Raw genomic sequence first — 24,045 nt, forward strand, 5'->3', positions numbered from 1 at the left:
AGAAAAAATGATGAAAGAACATTCCGAACAATTCCCTGCTTGTGTCGAGCTTAATCAATACCGTCTTATTGAAGCCAGCGGAACAGAGGCTGAAAAATACCTACAAGGACAATTAACTTGCGATGTTGTCAAGCTCGCTATAGGGGAACAAACTCTCACCTGCCATTGCGATCCTAAAGGTAAAATGAGTGCATTATTTCGTTTATACCGCCATACTCAAGAACAATTTTTCATGATTATGCCTGTGGATTTATTGCCTGAAGCACTCATTCAGTTGAAGAAATATGCCGTGTTTTCAAAAGTTACCTTTACAGAATACTCAACCCCATTGTTTGGCATAGTTGCAGATGCAAGCGGTGAGTTTTGCGAAAAAATTTGCAATCAGCTAACAACAGATAAGCACGTTATTTTTTCATTTGGTGATAATCCAAAGCGGGCTATTTTTTGGGGTGATGAGCAGCCAGAAAAGCAAACAAATGCGGATAGTCAATTATGGGATCGGTTAGATATTCAACAAGGCATTCCTCTGCTGTATAAAGCTAACCAATTTGAGCTGATCCCACAGGCAACCAATTTACAACGATTGGATAAAGCTATTTCATTTACTAAAGGGTGTTACATTGGACAAGAAATGGTTGCTCGGGCAAAATATCGAGGGGCGAATAAGCGAGCGATGTTTGCCTTCGAGGGAAAAATATCACAATGTAAAGCAAAAGTTGAATTACCCAACATCGGTACGAGCATTGAGATGCAAATTGGTGAAAACTGGAGATCAACAGGCACTATTCTAGCTTGTATTTATGATGGGAACAGCTTGTGGTTGCAAGTGGTGTTAAATAAAGACGTTGAGCTAAATACACAATTCCGAGTCAGTGAATGGCACTTAACACCTGTGTCATTGCCTTATCATTTGGACGAAACATTATGACAATGCTAACTTATCCGCCATTTGAATATCCGCAAGCACATCATATTGCAGGTGTTGATGAAGTTGGGCGTGGTCCTTTAGTCGGTGCAGTAGTTACGGCAGCAGTCATTCTCGATCCGACTCAACCGATTGCAGGCTTAACGGATTCTAAAAAATTATCAGAAAAACGCCGTTTGCAGCTCGCTGAAGAAATCAAATTAAAAGCACGCTGTTGGTCGCTGGGGCGTGCAGAGGTAGAAGAAATTGACCAGCTCAATATTTTCCACGCAACGTTGCTTGCTATGCAACGTGCGGTGGCAAATTTAGCTATCAAACCTGATTTTGTCTTAGTGGACGGCAATCGTCTACCTTCATTACCAATGCCAGCTCAAACCGTTGTCAAAGGCGATCTGCGAGTGGCTGAAATCAGTGCGGCGTCTATTTTGGCGAAAGTCGCTCGAGATGCGGAAATGGCGGAATTGGCTGTTGCTTTTCCACAATACGGTTTTGCTCAACATAAAGGCTACCCAACAAAATTACACTTGACCAAACTAGCAGAATTAGGTGCAACACCGTTTCATCGTACCAGCTTTGCCCCCGTAGCACGAGTGCTAAAAGCTCACGAAAAGAATCACTAAAAACTAAAACAAGCGGTCAATCCGCATACTATATTTACAAAGGAGACAATATGGTAGAACTTTTACTTGAACCTTTTTCTTACAATTACATGCAAAAAGCCATTTTTGTCAGTATGGCAGTTGGTGTTGTTTGTGCCTTCCTATCGGCTTTTTTGATGCTCAAAGGTTGGTCATTAATTGGTGATGCACTCTCGCACGCTGTCGTACCAGGGGTTGCTATTGCCTATGTTTTCAAACTCCCCTACGCATTCGGAGCATTCTTCTCTGGTATTTTAGCTGCTCTATCTATTTTATGGGTCAAAAGCCTCACCAAAATCCGAGAGGATGCAGTCATTGGCTTTATTTTCACCACATTCTTTGCCCTTGGTATGTTTATTGTGTCGCTAAATCCTACCTCTGTCGATGTAAATGGCATTATTATGGGGAATATTTTGGGGATTGCTGATGATGATTTAGGGCAAGTTTCCCTGATTATCGGCATATCACTCGTAGGGCTGCTTATCTTTTGGAAAGGCTTATTGTTGGTCTTTTTTGATGAAAATCACGCAATTTCAGTTGGTCTATCGCCACTGCGCTATAAAATCTTATTCTTTACCTTACTCAGTGCCTGTGTTGTAGTTGCACTCCAAACTGTTGGGGCAATTTTAGTCATCGCAATGGTAGTAACCCCTGGTGCAACCGCCTATTTGCTCACGGATAAATTTTCTCATTTAGTCTGGATTGCCGTACTGATTGGCAGCTTAACAAGCGGTGTGGGGGCTTATATTAGCTACTTCTTAAACGGTGCAACAGGCGGTGTTATTGTTTCTTTACAAACACTCATTTTTTTAATTGCTTTCATTTTCGCGCCTAAATATGGCTTACTCTCGCAGCGTGTTGGCAGACAAAAGCAACCTATTAATACTAAGGAGGTAACAAATGGTTAATCTATGGCAATGGTTCGCTGAACCTTTCAGTTTTGAGTTTATGCAACGTGCGTTATTCACCGCCATCATTGTTGCGACAGTCTGTGCCTTACTTTCCTGCTTTTTGGTACTCAAAGGCTGGTCTTTAATGGGTGATGCTATCTCACACGCTGTGTTACCTGGGGTAGTATTGTCAAGTATCTTCGGTCTGCCGCTCAGTTTGGGAGCATTCACTTCAGGTTTAGCTTGTGCCGTCTCTGTAGGCTATATTAAAGAGCATAGTCGGCTAAAAGAAGATACGATTATGGGCATTGTGTTTTCTGGTATGTTTGCTGCTGGCATCGTATTATTCACCGCAATAAATACAGGAGAACACCTCACTCATATTTTATTTGGCAATTTGCTCGGTATCAGCGACAGCGATTTCCAACAAACCCTAATGATTTGTATCATTACATTCTTTATCATTGCCTTAAAACGCAAAGATTTGCTGCTCTATTGCTTTGATAGCCATCACGCTAAAGTAATGGGATTATCCATTTCCCTACTCCATTATGGTTTATTGTCATTACTGGCTTTGACCATTATCAGTGCAATGCAGGTTGTGGGTGTGATTTTGGTTGTCGCAATGCTCATCGCCCCTGGTATCACAGCCTATCTGCTTTCGTCTCGCTTTGATAAAATGCTAATCATCGCCACTGTCATTGCCGTAGGATCATCATTGCTAGGGACAATTTTAAGTTATCACATTGACTCAGCCCCAGGACCTACGATCATTTTAATCCAAGCCACTTGTTTCTTAATCGCATTGTGCTTGACCAAATGGCAACAAAAAACCAATGAAATCTACTGATTACACTTTACAATCTAGTTATACCCTACAACGTTGCAATGAATGTCATACCCTAACAGGCATTGCAATAAATTTAACTGATCACACCGCTTGCTGCCCCAACTGCAATGCGGTGCTGCAAGCAGCACATCGTTGGAGCCTAAAACGCTGTACGATCATCGCTGTCTCTATTCTAATTTTATTGCCCTTTGCGTTATTATTTCCATTAATGAGCATTGATTTACTGGGTGTAAAAATCCACGCCTCTGTTTGGGAAGGTGTGTGGAAAATGGCCACTGCAGGTTTTCCCTATACTGCCTTTATGATCTTGCTCTGTTCAGTAATAATGCCTTTTGCATTTGTCTTACTGGTCATCACACTTGGTATACAAAAATGGTTTGATCACCGTCCATACTACAGTTTGCGATTATTAGGAAAAATCAAACAATGGGTGATGCTTGATGTCTATCTTGTGGCATTAGCCGTTGCAGCATTTAAAGTACGTGAATACGCCTCGCTAGAATTTGATATTTATTTACTTCCATTCGTCCTTACCACGCTACTGACGACACTTCTTTTTATCAAAATTGATACAAAACAGCTATGGAAAACCTTCTATCCTGAATATTCCGAATATACAGAAATATCACTCAATCACGCCTCCAATCTCGCTTTATGTCACGAATGTGGCTATACATTTGAGCCATCAATAGCTAAAGAGAAAGGAAAAGAGCCAACTCACTGCCCACGCTGCACCTCAAAGCTCAATATTTCTGACAACATAAAGCTGCAACGGGTATGGGCAACGCTCATCGCTGGCACAATTATGATGTTTCCTGCCAATATTTTGCCAATATCTTCCACAGAATTTGCAGGGACAACCTCTGCTGACTCTCTCATTAGCGGCGTGTTGTTATTCTTAGAAATGGGAAGCTACACTGTCGCAGCAATCGTTTTTATCGCCAGTATTGCCGTGCCAGTCAGTAAAATCGCTGTCATTCTCTACCTGCTACTGGCAATCCATTACCAGTGGAAACATAACATTCATTGGCAAATGAAACTGCTGCATTACGTTCATTTCGTTGGACGCTGGTCAATGCTCGATCTCTTTGTGCTTGCATTGATGATGTCATTGGTAGAACGAGGGCAAATTATCAATTTCTCGGTAGGAGATGCTGCATTTTATTTTGGGGCAGCCGTATTTTTAACAATGATTGCCTCAACAAACCTTGATGCCAAAATGTTGTGGAAGATTCACCAAAATAGAATAAAATAATCGGTTTTTATTTGACGTCATCAAATAAGGACACAAAATGCACAACAGCCAACGATAACCCAAACAATTTAAAAGACAACAATCTTTTAAAATTAAAATCGCTATTCCCCGAAATCTTCTGTGAAAACCAAATTGATTTTGAAAAACTCAAACTCATTTTGGGCGAAGACAATCTGGCTTCTCACAACGAACGCTATCAACTGAACTGGGCAGGCAAATCCGATGCCTACCGCACCCTACAAACCCCAACTTTCAACACCCTTGCCCCTTGCCAAGCCGAAAGCGTAAATTTTGATGGCACGCAAAATATTTTCATTGAAGCGGAAAATCTGGAAGCCCTGAAAATTCTGCAAAAATCCTACGCTGGCAGCGTCAAAATGATTTACATTGACCCACCCTACAACACAGGCAGCGACAGCTTCATTTATCCCGACAAATTTAGTGAGACCCGAGACGAGTACGCTAAACGGGTGGGCGACAAAGATTCAGACGGCTACCTAAAACGAGACGGCGTATTTCAAGGAGCATGGCGAAAAAACAGCAAAGACAGCGGACACTACCACAGCAACTGGCTTTCTATGATGTTGCCACGCCTGCATTTGGCGAAAACGCTTTTGCGTGATGACGGCGTGATTTTTATATCGATTGATGACAACGAACAGGCACAGCTTAAATTATTGTGTGATGAAGTATTTGGGGCGGAGAATTTTGTTACAACTATTCACGTTGAATTATCTGCAACCCAAGGAATGAAAGTTAAAGCTGCAAAAGATGGAAATATTGTTAAGAATGCTGAATATATTTTGGTTTATTCAAAAAATCAAAAGAAGAGTATTGCAAAACTCTATTGACTTTATAGTAGCTTTATAGTTTAAAATGGTACCACAACATTGTTCAAGTGGAGTCGTATTATGAGCAAATCCTGTGGTGGCGCCTGTGGCGGTGATGCAACGTCCGCAGCGGATACCGATATACAGGCCTCCTCCGAGGCGCCAGGGAGATGGGTCAGTGTTTATGCCGTGCCGAAGATGGACTGTCCATCAGAAGAACGAATGATTCGCCTAGCCCTGAACGGCTTTGAGGAGATTCGGGCGCTGTCCTTCGACTTGTCGAACCGCCGGCTGAAGGTCGTGCATGACGGCGAGGTCGAGCCCGTCACCTCGAAACTGAAGACCTTGGGGCTAGGCGCCTCGCTTCAGGAAACCGTCGCTGCAAATCCAGAGACCATCAAGGCCGCCGAGTTTTCGGCAGCTTCTGCTAAGCAAGAATCCGGGACCCTGCGCTGGTTGCTCGGCATCAATGCACTTCTGTTCGTGGTGGAAATGACTGCCGGTCTGATCGCCCAGTCCACCGGCCTGATTGGAGAATCCCTGGACAATTTTTCCGATGCGGCGGTGTACGGGCTTGCCCTTTATGCGGTTGGACATAGCGTGAAAATGCAGGTACGTGCCGCGCATCTTGCTGGTGTACTGCAACTGATCTTGGCTGTGGGCGTGCTCGTAGAGGTGGTGAGACGCTTTGTATTCGGTAGTGAGCCTGAATCGCTGGTGATGATGGCTATCGCATTCGTCGCATTGATTGCCAATACCAGTTGTCTGCTGCTCATATCCAAACATCGGGAAGGCGGGGCGCACATGAAGGCAAGCTGGATATTCTCGGCCAACGACGTGGTGATCAACCTGGGGGGTATCACCGCCGGCGCCCTGGTCGCGTGGACTGGTTCCAATTATCCGGATCTGATTATCGGCACCATCGCGGGGAGCATTGTACTTAACGGTGCCAGACGCATTTTGGCGTTGAAGGGTTAAATAATATGCAGAAGATCAGACTTGATCTGACAATTCACTCTAAAAAGTGAGAGTTTCCCGTTTAGAATATGAGTGTCAAAAATCAATCTAAACAAAAAGGAAACTCTCATGTTTTATTCTAACAACCCTCTCATTAAACACAAGACTGGTTTATTAAATTTAGCAGAAGAACTGGGTAATATTTCTCAAGCCTGCAAAGTAATGGGAATGAGCCGAGATACATTCTATCGTTATCAACAAGCGGTTGAGCAAGGTGGTGTTGAAGCATTGCTGAATCAAAATAGACGCGTTCCCAACTTAAAAAATCGTGTTGATGAGGCAATAGAGCAAGCTGTTGTGAAGTTTGCTCTTGATAACCCAGCATTTGGACAGGTGAGAGTGAGTAACGAACTCCGTAAACAAGGCATCTTTGTTTCAGCAGGAGGTGTACGCTCGATTTGGTTACGTCATCATCTTGCCAATTTTAAGCAAAGATTAATCGCCCTGGAAAAACTGGTTGCAGAACAAGGTATTATACTCAGTGAAGCACAGGTACAAGCCTTAGAGCGTAAGAAAGAAGATGAGATTGCCTGTGGTGAAATTGAAACGGTACACCCTGGCTATCTTGGCTCACAAGATACTTTCTATGTGGGCAACCTCAAAGGAGTGGGCCGTATTTATCAACAAACGTTTATTGATACTTACAGTAAAGTGGCGTTTGCAAAACTTTATACAATGAAGACCGCTATCAGTGCTGCGGATATGCTGAATGATAAAGTGTTACCTTACTTTGAAAGCCAAGGTTTACCGATGTTACGCATATTAACTGACCGAGGAAGTGAATATTGTGGCAAGGTAGAAAATCACGATTATGAGCTTTATTTAGCGATAAATGATATTGAACACAGTAAAACCAAGGTAAAACATCCGCAGACTAACGGCATCTGCGAACGGTTCCATAAAACAATCTTACAAGAATTTTACCAAGTGGCATTTAGGAAGAAAATTTATACGGTTTAACGACATTACAAGCGGATTTAGATGAGTGGTTAATGTATTATAATCACCATCGAACACATCAAGGAAAAATGTGCTGTGGCAGAACACCGATGGCAACCTTACTTGATGGAAAACGGATTTGGGTGGAAAAGAATTTAAGCTCAAATTAATCTGACAGACACGGTAATTTAAAACGGGGGACTGTCAGATTAGGTTTGATCTTCTACATTTGCGTTGGACAAGGTTTTTGCGGGCAATGACGCACTAAAGGCAAATTTGGCGTTGCAATTAAAAGACGCTGATGTGGCGTTTGAGACGCTATAAGGTGGGGTAGCTATGCAGTTAAAATTTGAAAAACTGGACTATCAGCTTGATGCCATTTCTGCAGTAGTGGATTTATTTCAAGGCGAACCTAATCACGCCCAAGCATTTGAAATGACGGCAAGTGGCACTTCGCCTGTGGTGGGCAATCATCGTGCCTTGCCTGTAGACGAAATCGGTAAAAATTTAAATGCGGTGCAAAAACAGTTCGGGCAGCCTGAAACGCAAATCGGCGAACACGGTTTGAATTTTTCCATTGAAATGGAAACGGGGACGGGCAAAACCTATGTATATTTGCGAACGATTTTTGAGCTAAACAAACGCTACGGCTGGCAAAAATTTGTAATTGTCGTGCCAAGCGTAGCGATTCGTGAAGGCATTTTGCAAAGTATTCGGGCGATGACACCGCATTTTGAAGCGGAATTTGACAAGCCGATTTTTCGCCATTTTGTGTACGACAGCAGCCGTCTGAACGCCTTGCGTGGCTTTGCAACCAATCAGAATATTGAAATTTTGGTGATGAATATTCAGGCGTTTAATCAAAAAGATAACGTGATTAACCGTGTGAACGAAAGTGGCGAAGCTCCGATTTTGCATATTAGCCAAACGAGTCCGATTGTACTGGTTGATGAACCGCAAAATATGGAAACCGAGCTGGCAAAACAGGCGATTGATTCGCTTAATCCCTTGTTTGTGCTGCGATATTCCGCCACGCACAAGCAGCCGTATCACAAAATTTACAGTCTAAATCCGTTAGATGCGTATAACAAAAAACTGGTAAAGCAAATTGAAGTAGAGCCAGTTTTGGCACAAAACGATGTCAATGGGGCGTATGTGGCGTTGAAGGAATTTGTGTCGGGCAAAGGCAGCCTGAAAGCCAAAGTGGACATTCATTTTGTTGATAAAAAAGAGACCAAGAAAAAAACCGTTACCGTCAAATCAGGCGATGACTTATTTGATAAATCAAATGGTAACGAGAGTTACCGTTTCGGTTATTTAATCAATGGCTTGGACGTTGAAAACGGCGAAATCGCATTGTCAGGTGGGCAGATTATCCGCTTGGGTGAAAACGATGACGCTATCCGTGATGAAATAATGAAAAAGCAGATTGAACGGACGATTGTGGAGCATTTGGAGAAAGAAAAACGTCTCAACCCCAAAGGCGTGAAGGTGCTGTCGCTGTTTTTTATTGATAAAGTGGCAAATTATCGCAATGACGGCAAATTTGCACGCTGGTTTGCCGAGATTTATGAGCAAAAAACAGGCGAAAAAGCGGACGGCGTGCACGATGGTTATTTTTCAGAAGACCGCAAAGAAAAAGGTTTAAAAACCGATAAAGCAAAAGAAGAAGCGACTTACAATTTGATTATGAAAGATAAGGAAAAATTGCTGTCGTTTGAGTCGCCGTTGCGGTTTATTTTCTCGCATTCCGCCCTAAAAGAAGGGTGGGATAATCCGAATGTTTTTCAAATTTGCACACTGAATGAAACTCGTTCGCCGATTAAAAAACGCCAAGAAATCGGGCGAGGTTTGCGTTTAGCAGTAAACCAAAAGGGCGAGCGTGTGCGTGATGACGGCGTGAATATTTTGACCGTGATTGCCAACGAAAGCTACGAAAGTTTTGCTGCCAATCTGCAAAAAGAATATGAAGATGAATGCGGTATTCAATTTGGCAACGGCGGTGTAAAATCCAAAGCAAAACGCCAACAACAAACATTCCGCAAAGGCTTTACAATTGATCCTATTTTCTTAGCAATTTGGCAGAAATTGCAGCATAAAACACGCTATGAAGTGCAATTTTCCCGTGATCAGTTGGTACAGAGTGCGTCGCAACATATAAAAAATATGACCGACATTCAAAAGGCACAAATCATGGTGCAAAAAGCGACTTTGCATCAAACCCAAACCGATGGTATTTGGGGCGAGGAAAGAAATTCGTGGACGGAACAAACAGCGATAGATTGGCAAATTCCCGATGTGTTGGGTGAAATCCAAAAGAAAACGCAATTAACCCGCCAAACGGTTTATGAAATTGTGCAACAATCGGGGCGGATTGCCGATATTGCCAATAATCCGCAACGTTTTGTAGATTTGGTTAGCGAAAAAATCCTCTTGGCGTTACACGACTTGATGATTGATGGCATTAAATATTTCAGACTGCCTGAAAATGGGGAAAATTACGCACAAAGTTTAGCGAAATGGCGTGATTTGGAACAAAACGGCACGGAATTTTTCTTAAATGAATATTCATTTTCGGTGCAAAATCCAGACAAAACGATTTTTGCCGATTTTATTTCGCTGGATTCGCAAACCGAAAAAACGTTTGCCGAGCAATGCGAACACCACGATGATGTGCAGTTGTATTTTAAATTACCAGGCTGGTTTAACGTACCAACGCCAATTGGCAATTACAATCCCGACTGGGCGATTGTGATGAAAAATCGTGAACAAGTGTATTTTGTTGCCGAAACCAAAAACACAGGCAAAGGCATTCAAGACGGCGTGGATTTGGATAAATTGCATTGGTCGGAACAACAAAAAATCACCTGTGCGAAGAAGTATTTTGCGGTGTTTGATGGCGTGAATTATCGGATTGTGGAGAAATTATCAGAACTTTAGTTCTCCGTCGTATATTGACTGGATCAGCTTGACTAGTTCAAGACAGCACGAGAAACCTACAAGAAAAAGCGACAAAATGTCTATTTTGTCGCTTTGTTTTTTTTAACAATAACACTAGTAGTTGAGCTATAAGTTTCCTTTGTACAACCGCTACGCTATACCGTATTTTTTACAAATTTTAAGTGAATACTCACCGCTTGTTATCTGTAAATATATTCCCCAAACGTCAATTATGGGACGATCACCGTAAAAACATAAGCCGAAAGATTAACCAACAATACAATGCCATATAACATATTGGTTTTCCCTTGGTTTAAGGACAACATTGCCACAAAAGCTGACAGGCAAAGTAAGACCATTGATTTCCAATCTAAGCCTAATACTAGATTAATATCGTAAATTAAACACACAATCACAACAGCAGGAATAGTCAGTCCGATACTTGCTAGTGCAGAACCTAATGCAAGATTGACGCTGGTTTGCAAACGGTTACGGTGGGCTGCGGTTAATGCTGCTAAACCTTCTGGCAGTAAAACAACTGCCGCAATAATCACCCCAACTAAAGCCAATGGAGCGCCTGCTCCTACGACCATTCGTTCAATTACTGGCGATAGGGCTTTAGCTAAGAGGACTACGATTCCTAAACAGATAATCAGGAATAGAAGGCTGGTGAGTGCCACTTTATTTGAGGGAGGTTCAGCGTGGTGAGCGGGGTTATTATCATCAACCAAAAAGTAATCACGATGACGCACGGTTTGCATCATAATAAATGAACCGTAAAGCACTAATGATGCGATAGCCACAAAAATAAGCTGTGTAGAGCTGTAAGTTGGTCCTTCAGTTGATGTCGTAAAATTCGGTAACACTAACGTTAAAACAAGGATAGAGATCAAGGTAACTAATGCTGTTGAGGCAGATTTTTGACTAAAAAATTGCTCGTGGTGTTTCAAGCCGCCAATCATCAAACACGCCCCTAAGATCCCATTTAAAATTAACATAATTGCCGCAAAAACCGTATCTCGAGCCAAATAAGCCGCATTATCGCCGCCAGCAACCATTAATGAGACGATCAACGCCACTTCAATCACGGTAATGGCTAACGCCAAAATAATCGTACCAAATGGTTCACCCACTTTGTGAGCAACAACCTCTGCGTGATGAACAGCAGATAGCACGCTACCGATCAACAATATTCCGCCCACAATTTGCAACAACGTGCTTTCTTGCACACCGAAAAAATAAAGCCCCCAAGCCAAAATTGGAAAAACTAAAGACCAAATTGGTATTGGGGCATGTGCCTTTTGTGTTGGCATAAAAACTCCTTAAATTTAAGATACCTTGTCATAGACGAGCAAGGAAAGTGAATCTAGGTTATGGATAATCAATTAGTTATAACATCGAATACCCTTTTTTAGCAAAACATTTTTTCATGTTTACTGTTGTAAAAACAATCTAACAAGCGGTTGAATTTGAACAAATTTTTGCAAAGGTTTATACTCTTCCATAAATCTTATACTCTCCCCTAAATCTAGGTAAAAAGGAGCAAGCTATGCATATTGACACTTCAACATTGTGCGATATTTATTCTGATCAGGTTGATGTCGTTGAACCTATTTTTTCAAGTTTCGGTGGTCGTCCTTCGTTCTATGGAAAAATTACCACGATCAAATGCTTTGAAAATAACGGATTAATCGCCGAAGTATTAGAAGAGAACGGACAAGGCCGAGTGCTATTAGTTGATGGCGGAGGTGCAGTTCGCCGTGCATTACTTGATAGCTCACTGGCACAAATTGCCGTCGAAAACGACTGGGAAGGCATTATTATTAATGGTGCCGTTCGCCAACTTGATATACTTGAAACACTTGATCTTGGGATCCAAGCTCTTGCCCCTATTCCCGTTGGTGCCGATGACAATACTATTGGTGAAATTGATACGCCCGTTAATTTCGGTGGCGTTACATTCCTGCCTGAAGATTATGTTTATGCCGACTTAACGGGTATCGTACTTTCACCAGATCTACTTGATCTCAATGACGAGCTTGCATAATAGCTGTGATTGTAGATCCTTCTTTACATTTTTAAATAAAACGATTTTGTCAGAGCAATAAAATCCTCACTGTATTTACCATTGCTCTGATAAATATTTAATTGGTATTGTGCATAAGAGTTGGGTGTTGTAGAGCGAGCAAAGTCTACGTTTTGAACTATCGGATTAGCAACTATCGGATTATCAGCCATCGCAAAAACCATTACCCACCTTTTGGGTGGTCTGTCCGCTTGAGTATGGATTTTCCATAACTGAGTACAATACAACCCAATTTCGTGGCTGCAAGCAATGAGTTTTTGCCCTTCTTCAATCGGTAAAATCCACCAAATTTCTCCGCCAAGTGCCAAGCATTCTTTTGCTTTTTTCAGCCACATCAAATGAGGCTGCACCGCACTGCGAGCAAGCGTCCTTTCATCACTACGGCTCGCCAAACTATTTGAAAAATACGGAGGGTTAGCAACAACCAAATCAAATTTAGTTTCAGTACGAAACTGCAACACATCTTGGTTTAAGACACAAATTCGCTCCGACCAAGGGCTTTGCTGAACGTTCTTTTTTGCTTGCATTGCTGCATTGGCTTCCAATTCCAGTGCAACTATTTGACAATCGGAAGCGGTGCGTTGTGCCAACATGATTGCAATAAGTCCAGTCCCTGTTCCCAAATCCAGAACACGTTTAGCATTTTGCACATCAGCTATCGCACCAAGTAAAACCCCATCAGTATTTACCTTCATTGCACAACGATCGTGTGCAATGAAAAACTGTTTAAATTGAAATCCCAGTGAGTTGCTCATTAGTTAAAATAAGTGAATTATTCGCCAAATATAACGATTAAGGTATATTTAAATCACTGTTCCTAAACGCTCTCCCATTCTAGTTTCTGTACCTGCTGCCAATCTATCCTCAAAATTAATCGCATTTTGAGGGAATAAATTAATGACTGTAGAACCAAGACGGAAAGCTCCCATTTCCTGCCCTTTCTCTAAATGTATCGCTGTTTCATCTGTTGTAGAATATTCATAAACCACCACTTCATTTATTCTTGGTGGATTAACTACCCCAGCCCAAACCGTACTTATACTCGCAGTAATGGTTGCTCCAACCAAGATTTGCACCATCGTACCGAACACTGTCTCAAATTCACAAATAACACGCTCATTACGAGCAAATAAATTGGGAATATGCTCTGCAAGAAATGGGTTCACCGAAAATAGATCACCAGGTACATAAATCATCTTGCGTAATGTACCATCGCAAGGCATATGTACTCGATGGTAATCTCGAGGTGATAGATAAGTTGTGATGAACTGCCCATTTTGGAATGAGCTTACTAGTTTCTCATCGTGAGCCAAAAGGGTTTCAAGGGTGAAATTATGTCCTTTTGCCTGCAATAACCGATTTTGCTCAATCTTTCCCAATTCACTAATTTTGCCATCAGCAGGCAAACAAACTGCTTTTAAAGCTTGATCAATCGGACGAGTATTTTCCTTTAGTGGACGAATAAAAAATTCATTAAAACTGGCATAGTCGGAAGGACTCGTTTTCTCAGCTTCTTCCAGATTAACACGATATTTGTGAGCAAATAATTTAATGATAAAGTGTGTTAGCGTTCCCCATTTTTGCTCCGCTAACCAACCTGCCGCTCGAGTAATGGCTAACTGAGGTAATAGGTAATGAAGTGCGATCTTTACCCGAGTCCAATAATTAGGGGTTGGGTAGCCTTTTAATTGCATAATGTTTTCCTCTGTAAATTGCTTTTTGCTATATAAATTTTCTATTATATAAATTTCTGCTATACAAAACTTATCAACGAAGTATAGCAAAAGCGACAAACTTTACAATCTGGCGACCGCCCCTACTCATCCCAGTAAACCGCTAACCTAATACTATCTACTCAAGAACAATACGATCCTGATTTTTCTGTAATGTTGCTTTACCAATACCTGAGACCTCCGTCAGTTGCTCTAGACTTTGGAACTTACCATATTTCTCACGGTATTCTACTATCGCCTGTGCCTTCTTCGCCCCAATACCAATTAATTTATCTTGAATTTCTGCGGCACTTGCGAGATTAATGTTTACACTATTCGCTGCTAGAATAGTATTTGTTACCTCTTCTCTTTTTTGTTCAGCAACACGGCTTTGCACAGATACTTGCTCAGTTGCTAAGCTAGGCTGCACAAAACTGAATGCAGAAAATAGTCCAATGAATGTACAAAGTACGGCACGAGTGAATTTTTTCATAACGCCTCCTAAAGCAATAAAAAGATAAATAACAAAAATAAATCATTGTGTGAGATCAAAACACCTGCCTACCTTATCTGTTCTTTGCATAAACACAATTTGCGGACACTATTTTTGCGATCAAGATCGAAAAAATAGACCGAGGGAAAGGAAAATTTTTCTAAAAACCGTGCCGTTCAGTGAGAAATCCTTTAGAATGTGCTTAATTTTATAATTAAATTCTCTTTTGGAACTTAAAATGAGCCAGCATAACTCACGCAAAGAGCCGACTTTTGGTTACACAAACGACAAAAATACGGTAGACCCAACACTATCATCACTATCTGAAAACCACCACTTGACTCAAAATGATCAAGTGGCAACAAGCGATGAGACAAAAACGGTCTCCATTTCACTTCATTCCAATGCTGCCCCTAATTACACTTTTACCCCCGTGGTTAAACGCCCTGCTAGTATGCAAGAAAATAAGAATAAGACAGTCCCTTCTCAACCTGTGGTACAAGATACCACTTATCAGTCTGCAAAAACTGGTTTTAATTTTGCACCTGCTGTCTCAGATGAAGACAAAACGAATAACGCACAAGCAAAGCTGACCAAATCAAATAACACAAATAATGCTGCTCCTGAAGCTCAACACCAAAATGAATCCTCCCCTGTTGAAGAGGTAGCGATGGCTAAATCACCTGAAATTGAACGAGTCATTCCTGCACAAATACAAACTGCGGTAACCAAGACAATTTTAACGGATAAAATATCACCAAAATTCCGCCGTTTGTTGGTCGTAATCCTACTCGCCTTAGCATTGCTACTCGTATTCTTCTTTTTAAAACCAAACACGCCTAAAAGCGTGGAACAATTGCAAGAACAAGGCACAACACTACCAATAGAATTCCGCCCTGTTAATGAAGAAGAAGCCAAACGAGCAGAAGAGCAAGCCAAAGCATTACAGGCGGAACAAAACCAAGTGATTGCACCTTCATCAACGGCTCAAACCACCCCAGACGCTCAAACCTCGCAAGTTGCCGAGCCATCAATAGCGATGAATAGCACGCTTGCAGCAGCCGAGCAAACCCAACCAATTGTATTGACACCTCCCCCCTCAGCAACTGAAACGGTACAAAAACCAACCACACATACGAATGTAATCTATCAACCTGAAACAAAAATATCTGAAAATACTAATCAGGCACAACCTACACAACCTAAAAAAGTAGTCAGCCAAACTCAAGAAGATAAAGCACAACTAGACAAATTGATTAAATCAATCGATAGTAAATCAGTTGATAACAAAGCAACAAAGGTAACCTCTGTTGCGAATGTAAAACCAGCGAAAGGTTCAACCGCAAGCAGTTCAGCAGCAAACACAAATGCAATAACTACGAAAACCTTAACCGTGTCTAAAGGCGTTTCATTAATGCAAGTGTTCCGTGATAACAACCTAAATATCGCTGACGTAAACGCAATGAGTAAAACTAATAAAACGGTCAATAACCTAAAAGCTGGACAATCCGTTACTGTGCATCTAGACAAAAATAACCGTGTCGTTGAAATGAATATCGGCTCTGGTAAATTCATTCGCCAAGGCGATGGTAGCTATACGTTTAAATAATATTCATACAAGAGCAACCTTCTCTAGGTTGCTCTTTTTCTTCAATACATCGGAGAAAAAATGGCTTATTTATCCCTCCCTCTATTAATTTCCACCACTGTGATGCTCTGTTCCTGTGTTGCATTTGTTTCACCCGCCGAACAGCTAGTTTTACAAGAAAGTCTAACACCACACCAAGCACATAGAGTGGTCGAACACGATCACAAAGTGGAAAAATATCACTGCCAAAATAACAAAGTTATACAAATCCAACGAACAAAAGCAGGAACAGGTAACACGATTACACTCACATTCAATCAGCGTACACACACTCTTTCTCGTTCAGTCTCTAAAACAGGTAAACAATACAGCAACATTCGCTGGTTCTGGCGAGAAGAACAAAATAATGAAGGCTCATTACGCAATAACCGCAATCAATTTCTAGCCAAAAACTGCATTAAAAAGGAGACTGGAAAATGAATATTCTTATCATCAGCCCATCTTGGGTAGGAGATATGATGATGTCTCACGCCCTCTATCAGCAGCTAAAAACCAACTACCCTCACTGCACCATTGATGTTATCGCTCCCGATTGGTGCCGTCCGCTTCTCTCTCGAATGCCAGAGGTCAATAACGCTATTTCAATGCCTATTGGACACGGCGAATTTGCCCTCTGTAAGCGGTATCATTTAGCTAAAAATTTGCAAAATCAGTACGATCTCGCCATTGTTTTACCAAATTCCTTCAAATCAGCGTTTATTCCGCTGTTTGCCAACATTCCTGCTAGACGTGGCTGGAAAGGCGAGATGCGTTATGGTTTGCTCAACGATCTACGCAACAACAAACACGAATACCCAATGATGGTACAACGCTATGTCGCATTGGCATTTGATAAAGAAAATATCCCCAATGCCGATAATTTACCTATTCCCAAACCACACCTTTTAACTTCCGCAGAACAGATTGCTCAAACGGCTGCAAATTTTTCGCTTCAATCAACCGCTCCTCTCATCGGTTTTTGCCCTGGAGCAGAATTTGGACCTGCGAAACGCTATCCGCATTATCACTTCGCAACCCTAGCCAAAATGCTGATTGCACAAGGCAAGCAAATCGCACTGTTTGGTTCACCAAAAGATGTAGAAGCTGGCGAACAAATTCGAGGGTTGCTAAACAAAGAAGAACAAACACATTGCATTAACCTAGCAGGCAAAACAAGCCTAGAACAAGCCATCGATCTGATTGCACATTGCCAAGCGATCATCAGTAATGACAGCGGTTTAATGCACATCGCAGCCGCACTTAACAAGCCTCTCGTGGCACTGTACGGTCCAACCAGCCCAAACTACACGCCACCACTTTCAGATAACGCCGTTATTATTCGAAAAATCAAAGGCGATCTGATTAAAATCCGCAAAAGCAACCAGCCCAATGGTTACCACCAAAGCCTAATCGACCTCAACCCTAATGATGTGCTAGAAAAGTTGAATGGGTTATTACAGGCTTGAAAAGGGCAGCGTGATAAAATACCTAACAAAAATTTCATTTAATCTCACCGATTGTAGGAGGAATGTTTATACAATGAATGACTCTTTTTTTAACTCTCTGACTTACGTTCTACCTAGTTTTTTGCTGCACCCACTTTTTTGGGTTGTAGCAATGTTGTTTTTTGCGATTTGGCAATTTATTCGCAATAAGTTGCGTATGGATATTGTGGCATTGTTGGTGATTGCATTTTTTAGCTTGAGTGGCATTCTGACCGTGCAAGAAGTGTTTGCTGGACTAAGTGATCCTAATATAGTGTTGATTGCATTGCTATTTGTTGTCGGAGAAAGTTTGGTTCGTACAGGCATTGCGTATCAAGTCAGTGATTGGTTAATGCGAGTGTCTGGGGCAAATGAAACAAAAGTGTTAATCTTATTGATGCTGTCTATTGCTGGATTGGGTTCATTTATGAGTTCGACAGGGATTGTAGCGATTTTTATTCCTGTTGTTTTAGCAATTTGTTCGGGTATGGGGATTTCGCCAAAACGTTTGATGATGCCATTGAGCATAGCGGGACTTATTAGCGGTATGATGACGTTGATTGCCACACCGCCGAACTTAGTTGCACACTCTGAAATCGTGAAAGCAGGGTTGGAGGGGTTTCACTTTTTTAGTTTTACGCCGATTGGTGTCTCTGTTTTAATTCTGGCTATTGGTTATATGTTAATTGCTCGCCGTTGGTTGGATAATGGTGAAGTCATACAGACTGAATCACGCAAAAGCTCGTCAATGCCGCAGTTGATTAAAGAGTATCAGTTGGAAGGACGGGCAAAAATGGTGTTGATTACGCCGACCTCGCCATTTGTAGGGAGAACGATCAATGAGTTGAACTTACGTAGCGAACACAATTTGAATATTGTAGCGATTCAGCGTGTAAAGCATTTTCGCAATATTTCAATGAGTGCTTATGGTTCAATGACATTACAAGCAAAAGATATTTTGCTCTTGGATATTGGCAGTTCGAGCGGCTATTTTGATCAGCAATGTACTCAATTCCATCTTAAACCTATCACGTTAAAAGGGGAGTATTTTTCTGATCACGCTAAATCTGTGGGTATGGCGGAACTTTCGTTGATGCCTGATGTAAGCACGGTTGGTAAAACAATTGGCGAACTCCATTTCCGCTCTCGTTATGGATTAAGCGTGGTGGGTTTAAAGCGTAGTGGAGAAATTATTCGAGATGATCTGCTTAACACACCGCTTCAATTTGGTGATATTGTGCTGGTGATGGGGGTGTGGAATCAAATTCTTGCATTGGATAATCAAAATAAAGATTTCTTTCTACTTAAAACGCCAGAAGAGAGTAAGCACGTTGCCCCAGCTATTAACCAAGCTCCGCATGCTATCTTCTCTGTGCTAACAATGGTTATTTTGATGATTACAGGGCTTGTTCCAAATGTGATTGCAGCCTTAATTGCTTGCCTGATGCTTGGGAAATTTCGCTGCATTGATATTAAAAGTGCCTATGATGCTATTCATTGGTCAAGCCTAATTTTAATCGTGGGTATGATGCCATTTTCAATCGCTTTGCAAAAAACAGGTGGAGTGGATTTGATTGTTGGAATGCTACTAGAGGTAATGCAAGATATGGGTATACACGGTGTGCTGGTATTATTATTTGTCCTGACAGCAATCATTGGTGCATTTATTTCTAATACAGCGACCGCTATTTTGATGATGCCTATTGGTATTGCCATTGCACAGCAATTAAATTATTCGCCGATTCCCTTTGCAATGATTGTCGCCATTTCAGCCTCAGCCGCTTTTATGACCCCAGTTTCATCGCCAGTCAATACGATGGTATTGTCCCCAGGGGGCTATCGTTTTATGGATTTTATCAAGGTAGGCATACCATTCACGGTATTAGTGATGCTGTTATCTGTCTTTTTGGTGCCGCTGTTATTCCCTGTCTAACAGATTACAGAAAATAGCAAGATTGAATGGCGTTGATATAAGCGGTTACTTTTGACTAAAAAATTACAACCGCTTTTAAAATGATGCATATATGCTACAATCCTGCTTAATTTTCATATTGATATTGAGAGAGCAAATGAGCAATTTATCGGTAATGTCCCCTTATATGCAGCAGGCAACAGCAGTTCCTATGTTACTCTGTGATTTTTATAAAATTACACACCGCAAGCAGTACCCCATTGGCTCACAAGTCATCTACAGCACATTTACCCCTCGCAGTAATGACCTTGCTCCACATATTGATCGTGTCGTCTCCTTTGGGATTCAAGCGTTCTTACAAAAATATTTAATCAACTATTTTAATCAGAATTTTTTTGCTCGTCCGAAGCAAGATGTCGTTGAGGAATACACGGATTTTGTAAAGCGTACATTACATATTAATTGCAGTGGATCGCATATTGCTCAGCTACACGATTTAGGCTATCTGCCGTTAAAAATTAAGTCCATTCCAGAAGGGCTTTCCGTTGGGCTGAAAGTGCCAGTAATGACGATTGAGAATACCCACCCCGATTTCTTTTGGCTGACTAACTATATCGAAACGCTCGTTAATGTTTCTTTATGGTTACCTATGACCTCTGCCTCTGTGGCAAGAGTGTATCACAAGACTTTAACTGCATTTGCTCACGAAACCTGTGAGAATCTTGAGCATATTCCTTTCCAATCTCACGATTTTAGTATGCGAGGAATGAGTTCGTTAGAAAGTGCAGAAGTTTCTGGTGCTGCACATCTTATTGCATTTAGAGGAACAGATACCATTCCAGCTATCTCTTACATTGAACATTACTATGGATCTAGCCAACTGATCGGCACATCAATCCCTGCCAGCGAACATTCAGTAATGAGTGCACACGGCATTGATGAACTCTCGACTTTCCGCTATCTAATGGCACAATTTCCACACCATATGATCTCAATTGTCGCAGATACCACCGATTTTTGGCACAATATTTCCGTTAATCTGCCGATATTAAAAGCTGAGATTATGGCTCGCTCCCCACAGGCGAAAGTCGTTATTCGCCCAGATAGCGGAGAGGCTATGGCAATTTTATGTGGCGATCCAACCGCGACCACTGCCTATGAACAAAAAGGGTTAATTGAATGCTTATGGGATATTTTTGGCGGTCGTCTAAATTGCAAAGGCTACAAAGAACTTGATCCTCATATTGGCGTTATCTATGGCGATGGGATTAATTTTGAAAAAATGAGCCGTACTCTTGCAGGGCTAAAAGATAAAGGATTTGCTTCTAATAATATTGTCTTTGGCGTAGGATCTCGCACTTATCAAACCCATACCCGAGACACCCTCGGTTTTGCCGTCAAGGCTACCTCCATTACCATTAATCATCTCGAAAAAGCCATTTTTAAAAATCCCAAAACAGATAATGGGTTAAAAAAATCTCAAAAAGGGCGAGTAAAAGTGCTGACACTCGACCATTATGTTGATGGACTTACGGCAAATGATGATTTTTCTGATGATCTCTTACAGCCTGTTTTTGAGAATGGACAACTGCTCAATCACACTAACTTTGACCAAATCCGTGCTAATTTTTTTAGCGAGCTTGAACAAGAGAATTAGCGTTATATTACTCAAGTGCCTAGACGTCATACGAAGGGGCTTTGCTAGCTCGGTAATCACGATTTTTTCGATCACAAGAGGCTATCGCAGAGGAAATTCTAGGCTTTTTCATATTACCGAAATTTAACAAACTATTCTCTTTAGCAAAGAAGTTGCATTTTTCTCTAAAAAAGCGACCGCTTGTATTTTTAATTGGCGATAAACCGCAAAAATTTACAAGATCTTGAGCCTATTTTCGAGTATTATAGTCGATCTTATTTTATTCTTTTTGGAGCGAGTTGTGTCTTCTCTTTGGTCTGATTGTTTAAGCCATTTACAAACAAAAGTATCGCCTACAGATTACAGCACTTGGTTGCGTCCTTTGCAGGCAGATTTTCGCCAAGGGGAGCTTGTGCTTTATGCTCAAAATAAATTCGTTGCCGATTGGGTACAAGATAAATTCATTAATGAAATTATTGGTTTAGCTCGTTTTCTGCATAAAGATGAGAATCTAAACGTGCTTATTCGAGTTGGAACAAAACCTGCCGAACAGGCTACTCCATCTCGCTCTTCAGATAATCAGTCTACAAATACAACTCAAGAAGTCGTTTCGCAGGCTCCACACTCAGGGCTGACAGAATCACTAACCTTTGATAATTTTGTACAAGGTAAGTCAAATCAATTGGCGAAAGCAGTTGCACAGCAAGTAGCGAGTAACCCTGGAGAAAGCCATTGCAATCCGTTCTCTTTGTATGGCGGCACAGGCTTGGGGAAAACTCATTTACTACACGCTGTGGGGAATGAGATTTTGCGTCTCAATCCAAACGCTCGCGTGGTGTATATTCATTCTGAACGTTTTGTACAAGATATGGTAAAAGCCTTAAAAAGCAACACGATTGAAAACTTTAAAAAATTTTACCGCTCTCTTGATGTGTTGATGATCGATGATATTCAATTTTTTGCCAATAAAGAGGCCACGCAAGAGGAATTTTTCCATACCTTTAATTCACTATTTGATCGTAGCCGCCAAATCATTGTTACCTCCGATGTATTCCCTAAAAATATTGAGAACATTGAGGAAAGAATTCGCTCTCGCTTAAGCTGGGGGGTAAATGCAGCGATTGAGCCACCTGAATTAGAAACCCGTGTAGCCATTTTGATGAAAAAGGCGGAAGAAAGAGGTATTGTCTTGAGCGAAGAAGTGGCTTTTTTCCTTGGGCAAAAATTGCGAACGAATGTGCGTGAATTAGAAGGTGCATTAAATCGAGTGATCGCTTGGAGCAACTTTACCAAGCGTCAAATTACCGTTGATGCAGTCAGAGAAGCATTAAAAGATCTTATTTCATCTTATGATCATCTAATTACGATCGAAAATATTCAAAAAACCGTTGCCGAATACTACAATATTAAAATAGCAGATATAAAATCAAAAAGTCGCACACGCTCTGTCGCACGACCTCGTCAGATGGCAATGGCATTGGCAAAAGAACTCACTAATCATAGCCTACCTGAAATTGGGCGTGAATTTGGTGGTAAGGATCATACCACGGTGATGCACGCCTGTAAGACCATCATTGAAAAACGTAATAGCGATCCCGTTATACAAGAAGATTATATTCATTTAACACGCAAACTTTCGTCTTAAGGAATTGTTATGCAATTTACTATTTCTCGTGAACAATTACTCAAACCATTACAGCAAGTATGTGGCGTGCTAAGCAGTCGCCCAACTCTGCCTGTTATCAATAATTTACTATTGGAAATTGATGGCACACAACTTTCAATGACAGGGACAGATTTAGAAGTAGAATTAACCACCCAAGCAGAGCTTGCACAAGCGGTCAGTTCCAGCGGAAAATTTACCATTCCAGCGAAAAAGTTTCTTGATATTTGCCGTAGCCTACCAGAAGATAGTTTAATTTCTGTTCAATTTGAACAAGATCGCGTATTAATTCGTGCCGATAGAAGCAAATTTAATTTAGCTACACTACCAGCTTCAGACTACCCAAACTTGATGGATTGGAATCCTGAAGTGGATTTCTCTATTGAACAATCCACGCTTGCTCGACTTATTGAGGCAACACAGTTTTCTATGGCAAATCAAGATGCTCGTTATTTCCTCAATGGAATGAAATTTGAAACAGAAGGTAATCTATTACGAACTGTCGCCACAGACGGACACCGCTTGGCGGTTTGTACGATACCTCTGACACAAGAGCTACTCACTCACGCAGTGATTGTGCCACGCAAAGCGGTACTCGAACTGGCGAGGCTTGTTAATGCAACCGATGAAACTATTCGCCTTGAAATTGGTACAAGCAATTTACGTATTTCAATGAATGGGATTGTATTCACCTCAAAACTGATTGATGGACGTTTCCCTGATTATCGCCGTGTATTGCCCCGCAATGCAGATCGTATTTTGGAAGCAGATGCAGAATTGCTGAAAAAAGCGTTAGTGCGTGCGGCTATTCTCTCAAATGAACGATTTAGAGGTGTGCGTCTAACACTTAGCTCAAATTTACTCAAAATAACAGCAAACAATCCAGAACAAGAAGAAGCCGAAGAAATTATTGATGTATCTTACCAACACGATGATATGGAAGTTGGTTTTAATGTGAGCTATTTATTAGATGTATTAAATACGCTTAAATGCGAGCGTGTGCGTGTGAGTTTAGTTGATGCAAACTCAAGCTGTTTGATTGAAGATTGTCAAAACAATACCGCAGAATATGTGATTATGCCGATGAGATTATAATTGGCTATTTTTACCACCTCTCATTTATTTTATCCCTCTCAAGCGGAGGGAGA

19 protein-coding genes and 2 pseudogenes are annotated in these 24,045 nt (G+C 41.3%); 17 read left to right on the top strand and 4 right to left on the bottom strand.

Features of this window, described 5'->3' with window-relative positions:
- The first annotated feature begins 7 nt into the window (after nucleotides 1-7).
- The 9 genes and pseudogenes from ygfZ to EV693_RS08965 all read left to right on the top strand — a co-directional run bounded on the left by ygfZ (nucleotide 8) and on the right by EV693_RS08965 (nucleotide 10,284).
- On the top strand, nucleotides 8-928 hold the full coding sequence (gene ygfZ, locus EV693_RS08920; protein WP_132502021.1) for a tRNA-modifying protein YgfZ: 921 nt from the start codon (nucleotides 8-10) through the stop codon (nucleotides 926-928).
- Nucleotides 929-930: 2 nt separating this feature from the next.
- A complete protein-coding gene (gene rnhB / locus EV693_RS08925) occupies nucleotides 931-1,545 on the top strand; it encodes a ribonuclease HII (protein ID WP_132502045.1) in 615 nt (204 codons plus the stop codon).
- A 50-nt stretch (nucleotides 1,546-1,595) separates the two neighbouring features.
- Entirely contained in the window at nucleotides 1,596-2,471 is an 876-nt protein-coding gene (locus EV693_RS08930) for a metal ABC transporter permease (RefSeq protein ID WP_132502022.1), read from the top strand.
- A complete protein-coding gene (locus EV693_RS08935; protein ID WP_132502023.1) occupies nucleotides 2,464-3,303 on the top strand; it encodes a metal ABC transporter permease in 840 nt (279 codons plus the stop codon). Before EV693_RS08930 ends, EV693_RS08935 begins: the two co-directional genes overlap by 8 nt.
- Complete coding sequence (locus EV693_RS08940; protein ID WP_132502024.1) at nucleotides 3,290-4,558, top strand: paraquat-inducible protein A; 1,269 nt, start codon at nucleotides 3,290-3,292, stop codon at nucleotides 4,556-4,558. Before EV693_RS08935 ends, EV693_RS08940 begins: the two co-directional genes overlap by 14 nt.
- A gap of 158 nt (nucleotides 4,559-4,716) precedes the next feature.
- Nucleotides 4,717-5,379: pseudogene (locus EV693_RS08945) on the top strand (site-specific DNA-methyltransferase); the annotation flags it as partial.
- Between the two features lie 90 nt (nucleotides 5,380-5,469).
- Entirely contained in the window at nucleotides 5,470-6,366 is an 897-nt protein-coding gene (locus tag EV693_RS08950; protein ID WP_132502025.1) for a cation efflux transmembrane domain-containing protein, read from the top strand.
- A 108-nt stretch (nucleotides 6,367-6,474) separates the two neighbouring features.
- Nucleotides 6,475-7,514: pseudogene (locus tag EV693_RS08960) on the top strand (IS481 family transposase).
- A gap of 166 nt (nucleotides 7,515-7,680) precedes the next feature.
- Nucleotides 7,681-10,284 (top strand): restriction endonuclease, encoded by a 2,604-nt coding sequence (locus EV693_RS08965; protein ID WP_132502026.1) that lies wholly within the window; start codon nucleotides 7,681-7,683, stop codon nucleotides 10,282-10,284.
- A gap of 230 nt (nucleotides 10,285-10,514) precedes the next feature.
- Here EV693_RS08965 and EV693_RS08970 read toward each other — a convergent pair whose 3' ends face one another.
- Nucleotides 10,515-11,597 (bottom strand): calcium:cation antiporter, encoded by a 1,083-nt coding sequence (locus EV693_RS08970; protein ID WP_132502027.1) that lies wholly within the window; start codon nucleotides 11,595-11,597, stop codon nucleotides 10,515-10,517.
- Between the two features lie 236 nt (nucleotides 11,598-11,833).
- Here EV693_RS08970 and rraA point away from each other — a divergent pair, with 236 nt between their 5' ends.
- On the top strand, nucleotides 11,834-12,331 hold the full coding sequence (gene rraA / locus EV693_RS08975; RefSeq protein WP_132502028.1) for a ribonuclease E activity regulator RraA: 498 nt from the start codon (nucleotides 11,834-11,836) through the stop codon (nucleotides 12,329-12,331).
- 23 nt (nucleotides 12,332-12,354) lie between these two features.
- Here rraA and EV693_RS08980 read toward each other — a convergent pair whose 3' ends face one another.
- The 3 genes from EV693_RS08980 to EV693_RS08990 form a co-directional block, all read right to left on the bottom strand.
- Nucleotides 12,355-13,125, bottom strand: a complete 771-nt coding sequence (locus tag EV693_RS08980; RefSeq protein WP_132502029.1) for a tRNA1(Val) (adenine(37)-N6)-methyltransferase — start codon at nucleotides 13,123-13,125, stop codon at nucleotides 12,355-12,357.
- 48 nt (nucleotides 13,126-13,173) lie between these two features.
- Complete coding sequence (asd, locus tag EV693_RS08985; protein WP_132502030.1) at nucleotides 13,174-14,064, bottom strand: archaetidylserine decarboxylase; 891 nt, start codon at nucleotides 14,062-14,064, stop codon at nucleotides 13,174-13,176.
- A 157-nt stretch (nucleotides 14,065-14,221) separates the two neighbouring features.
- Entirely contained in the window at nucleotides 14,222-14,575 is a 354-nt protein-coding gene (locus EV693_RS08990; RefSeq protein ID WP_132502031.1) for a ComEA family DNA-binding protein, read from the bottom strand.
- A 238-nt stretch (nucleotides 14,576-14,813) separates the two neighbouring features.
- On the opposite strand from EV693_RS08990, the gene EV693_RS08995 reads away from it, so the two are divergent.
- The 7 genes from EV693_RS08995 to dnaN all read left to right on the top strand — a co-directional run bounded on the left by EV693_RS08995 (nucleotide 14,814) and on the right by dnaN (nucleotide 23,992).
- Complete coding sequence (locus tag EV693_RS08995; RefSeq protein ID WP_132502032.1) at nucleotides 14,814-16,184, top strand: LysM-like peptidoglycan-binding domain-containing protein; 1,371 nt, start codon at nucleotides 14,814-14,816, stop codon at nucleotides 16,182-16,184.
- A gap of 60 nt (nucleotides 16,185-16,244) precedes the next feature.
- Nucleotides 16,245-16,643 (top strand): MliC family protein, encoded by a 399-nt coding sequence (locus tag EV693_RS09000; RefSeq protein ID WP_132502033.1) that lies wholly within the window; start codon nucleotides 16,245-16,247, stop codon nucleotides 16,641-16,643.
- Complete coding sequence (waaF, locus tag EV693_RS09005; RefSeq protein WP_132502034.1) at nucleotides 16,640-17,668, top strand: lipopolysaccharide heptosyltransferase II; 1,029 nt, start codon at nucleotides 16,640-16,642, stop codon at nucleotides 17,666-17,668. The genes EV693_RS09000 and waaF overlap by 4 nt, the downstream gene beginning before the upstream one ends.
- 73 nt (nucleotides 17,669-17,741) lie before the next feature.
- On the top strand, nucleotides 17,742-19,619 hold the full coding sequence (locus tag EV693_RS09010) for an SLC13 family permease (protein ID WP_132502035.1): 1,878 nt from the start codon (nucleotides 17,742-17,744) through the stop codon (nucleotides 19,617-19,619).
- Between the two features lie 136 nt (nucleotides 19,620-19,755).
- Nucleotides 19,756-21,255, top strand: a complete 1,500-nt coding sequence (locus tag EV693_RS09015) for a nicotinate phosphoribosyltransferase (protein WP_132502036.1) — start codon at nucleotides 19,756-19,758, stop codon at nucleotides 21,253-21,255.
- Nucleotides 21,256-21,535: 280 nt separating this feature from the next.
- Nucleotides 21,536-22,879, top strand: a complete 1,344-nt coding sequence (gene dnaA, locus EV693_RS09020) for a chromosomal replication initiator protein DnaA (protein WP_132502037.1) — start codon at nucleotides 21,536-21,538, stop codon at nucleotides 22,877-22,879.
- A 9-nt stretch (nucleotides 22,880-22,888) separates the two neighbouring features.
- Nucleotides 22,889-23,992, top strand: coding sequence for a DNA polymerase III subunit beta (dnaN, locus tag EV693_RS09025; protein ID WP_132502038.1), 1,104 nt, complete (start codon nucleotides 22,889-22,891; stop codon nucleotides 23,990-23,992).
- Nucleotides 23,993-24,045 lie beyond the last annotated feature (53 nt).

It is taken from the genome of Nicoletella semolina (genome assembly GCF_004345745.1).
GTDB classification, from domain to species: domain Bacteria; phylum Pseudomonadota; class Gammaproteobacteria; order Enterobacterales; family Pasteurellaceae; genus Nicoletella; species Nicoletella semolina.

What these genes read in the sequence shown, in the direction of transcription:
- ygfZ (WP_132502021.1), top strand. Translation starts at nt 8, where the DNA reads ATGATGAAAGAACATTCCGAACAATTCCCTGCTTGTGTCGAGCTTAAT.
- rnhB (WP_132502045.1), top strand. Translation starts at nt 931, where the DNA reads ATGCTAACTTATCCGCCATTTGAATATCCGCAAGCACATCATATTGCA.
- EV693_RS08930 (WP_132502022.1), top strand. Translation starts at nt 1,596, where the DNA reads ATGGTAGAACTTTTACTTGAACCTTTTTCTTACAATTACATGCAAAAA.
- EV693_RS08935 (WP_132502023.1), top strand. Translation starts at nt 2,464, where the DNA reads ATGGTTAATCTATGGCAATGGTTCGCTGAACCTTTCAGTTTTGAGTTT.
- EV693_RS08940 (WP_132502024.1), top strand. Translation starts at nt 3,290, where the DNA reads ATGAAATCTACTGATTACACTTTACAATCTAGTTATACCCTACAACGT.
- EV693_RS08950 (WP_132502025.1), top strand. Translation starts at nt 5,470, where the DNA reads ATGAGCAAATCCTGTGGTGGCGCCTGTGGCGGTGATGCAACGTCCGCA.
- EV693_RS08965 (WP_132502026.1), top strand. Translation starts at nt 7,681, where the DNA reads ATGCAGTTAAAATTTGAAAAACTGGACTATCAGCTTGATGCCATTTCT.
- EV693_RS08970 (WP_132502027.1), bottom strand. Translation starts at nt 11,597, where the DNA reads ATGCCAACACAAAAGGCACATGCCCCAATACCAATTTGGTCTTTAGTT.
- rraA (WP_132502028.1), top strand. Translation starts at nt 11,834, where the DNA reads ATGCATATTGACACTTCAACATTGTGCGATATTTATTCTGATCAGGTT.
- EV693_RS08980 (WP_132502029.1), bottom strand. Translation starts at nt 13,125, where the DNA reads ATGAGCAACTCACTGGGATTTCAATTTAAACAGTTTTTCATTGCACAC.
- asd (WP_132502030.1), bottom strand. Translation starts at nt 14,064, where the DNA reads ATGCAATTAAAAGGCTACCCAACCCCTAATTATTGGACTCGGGTAAAG.
- EV693_RS08990 (WP_132502031.1), bottom strand. Translation starts at nt 14,575, where the DNA reads ATGAAAAAATTCACTCGTGCCGTACTTTGTACATTCATTGGACTATTT.
- EV693_RS08995 (WP_132502032.1), top strand. Translation starts at nt 14,814, where the DNA reads ATGAGCCAGCATAACTCACGCAAAGAGCCGACTTTTGGTTACACAAAC.
- EV693_RS09000 (WP_132502033.1), top strand. Translation starts at nt 16,245, where the DNA reads ATGGCTTATTTATCCCTCCCTCTATTAATTTCCACCACTGTGATGCTC.
- waaF (WP_132502034.1), top strand. Translation starts at nt 16,640, where the DNA reads ATGAATATTCTTATCATCAGCCCATCTTGGGTAGGAGATATGATGATG.
- EV693_RS09010 (WP_132502035.1), top strand. Translation starts at nt 17,742, where the DNA reads ATGAATGACTCTTTTTTTAACTCTCTGACTTACGTTCTACCTAGTTTT.
- EV693_RS09015 (WP_132502036.1), top strand. Translation starts at nt 19,756, where the DNA reads ATGAGCAATTTATCGGTAATGTCCCCTTATATGCAGCAGGCAACAGCA.
- dnaN (WP_132502038.1), top strand. Translation starts at nt 22,889, where the DNA reads ATGCAATTTACTATTTCTCGTGAACAATTACTCAAACCATTACAGCAA.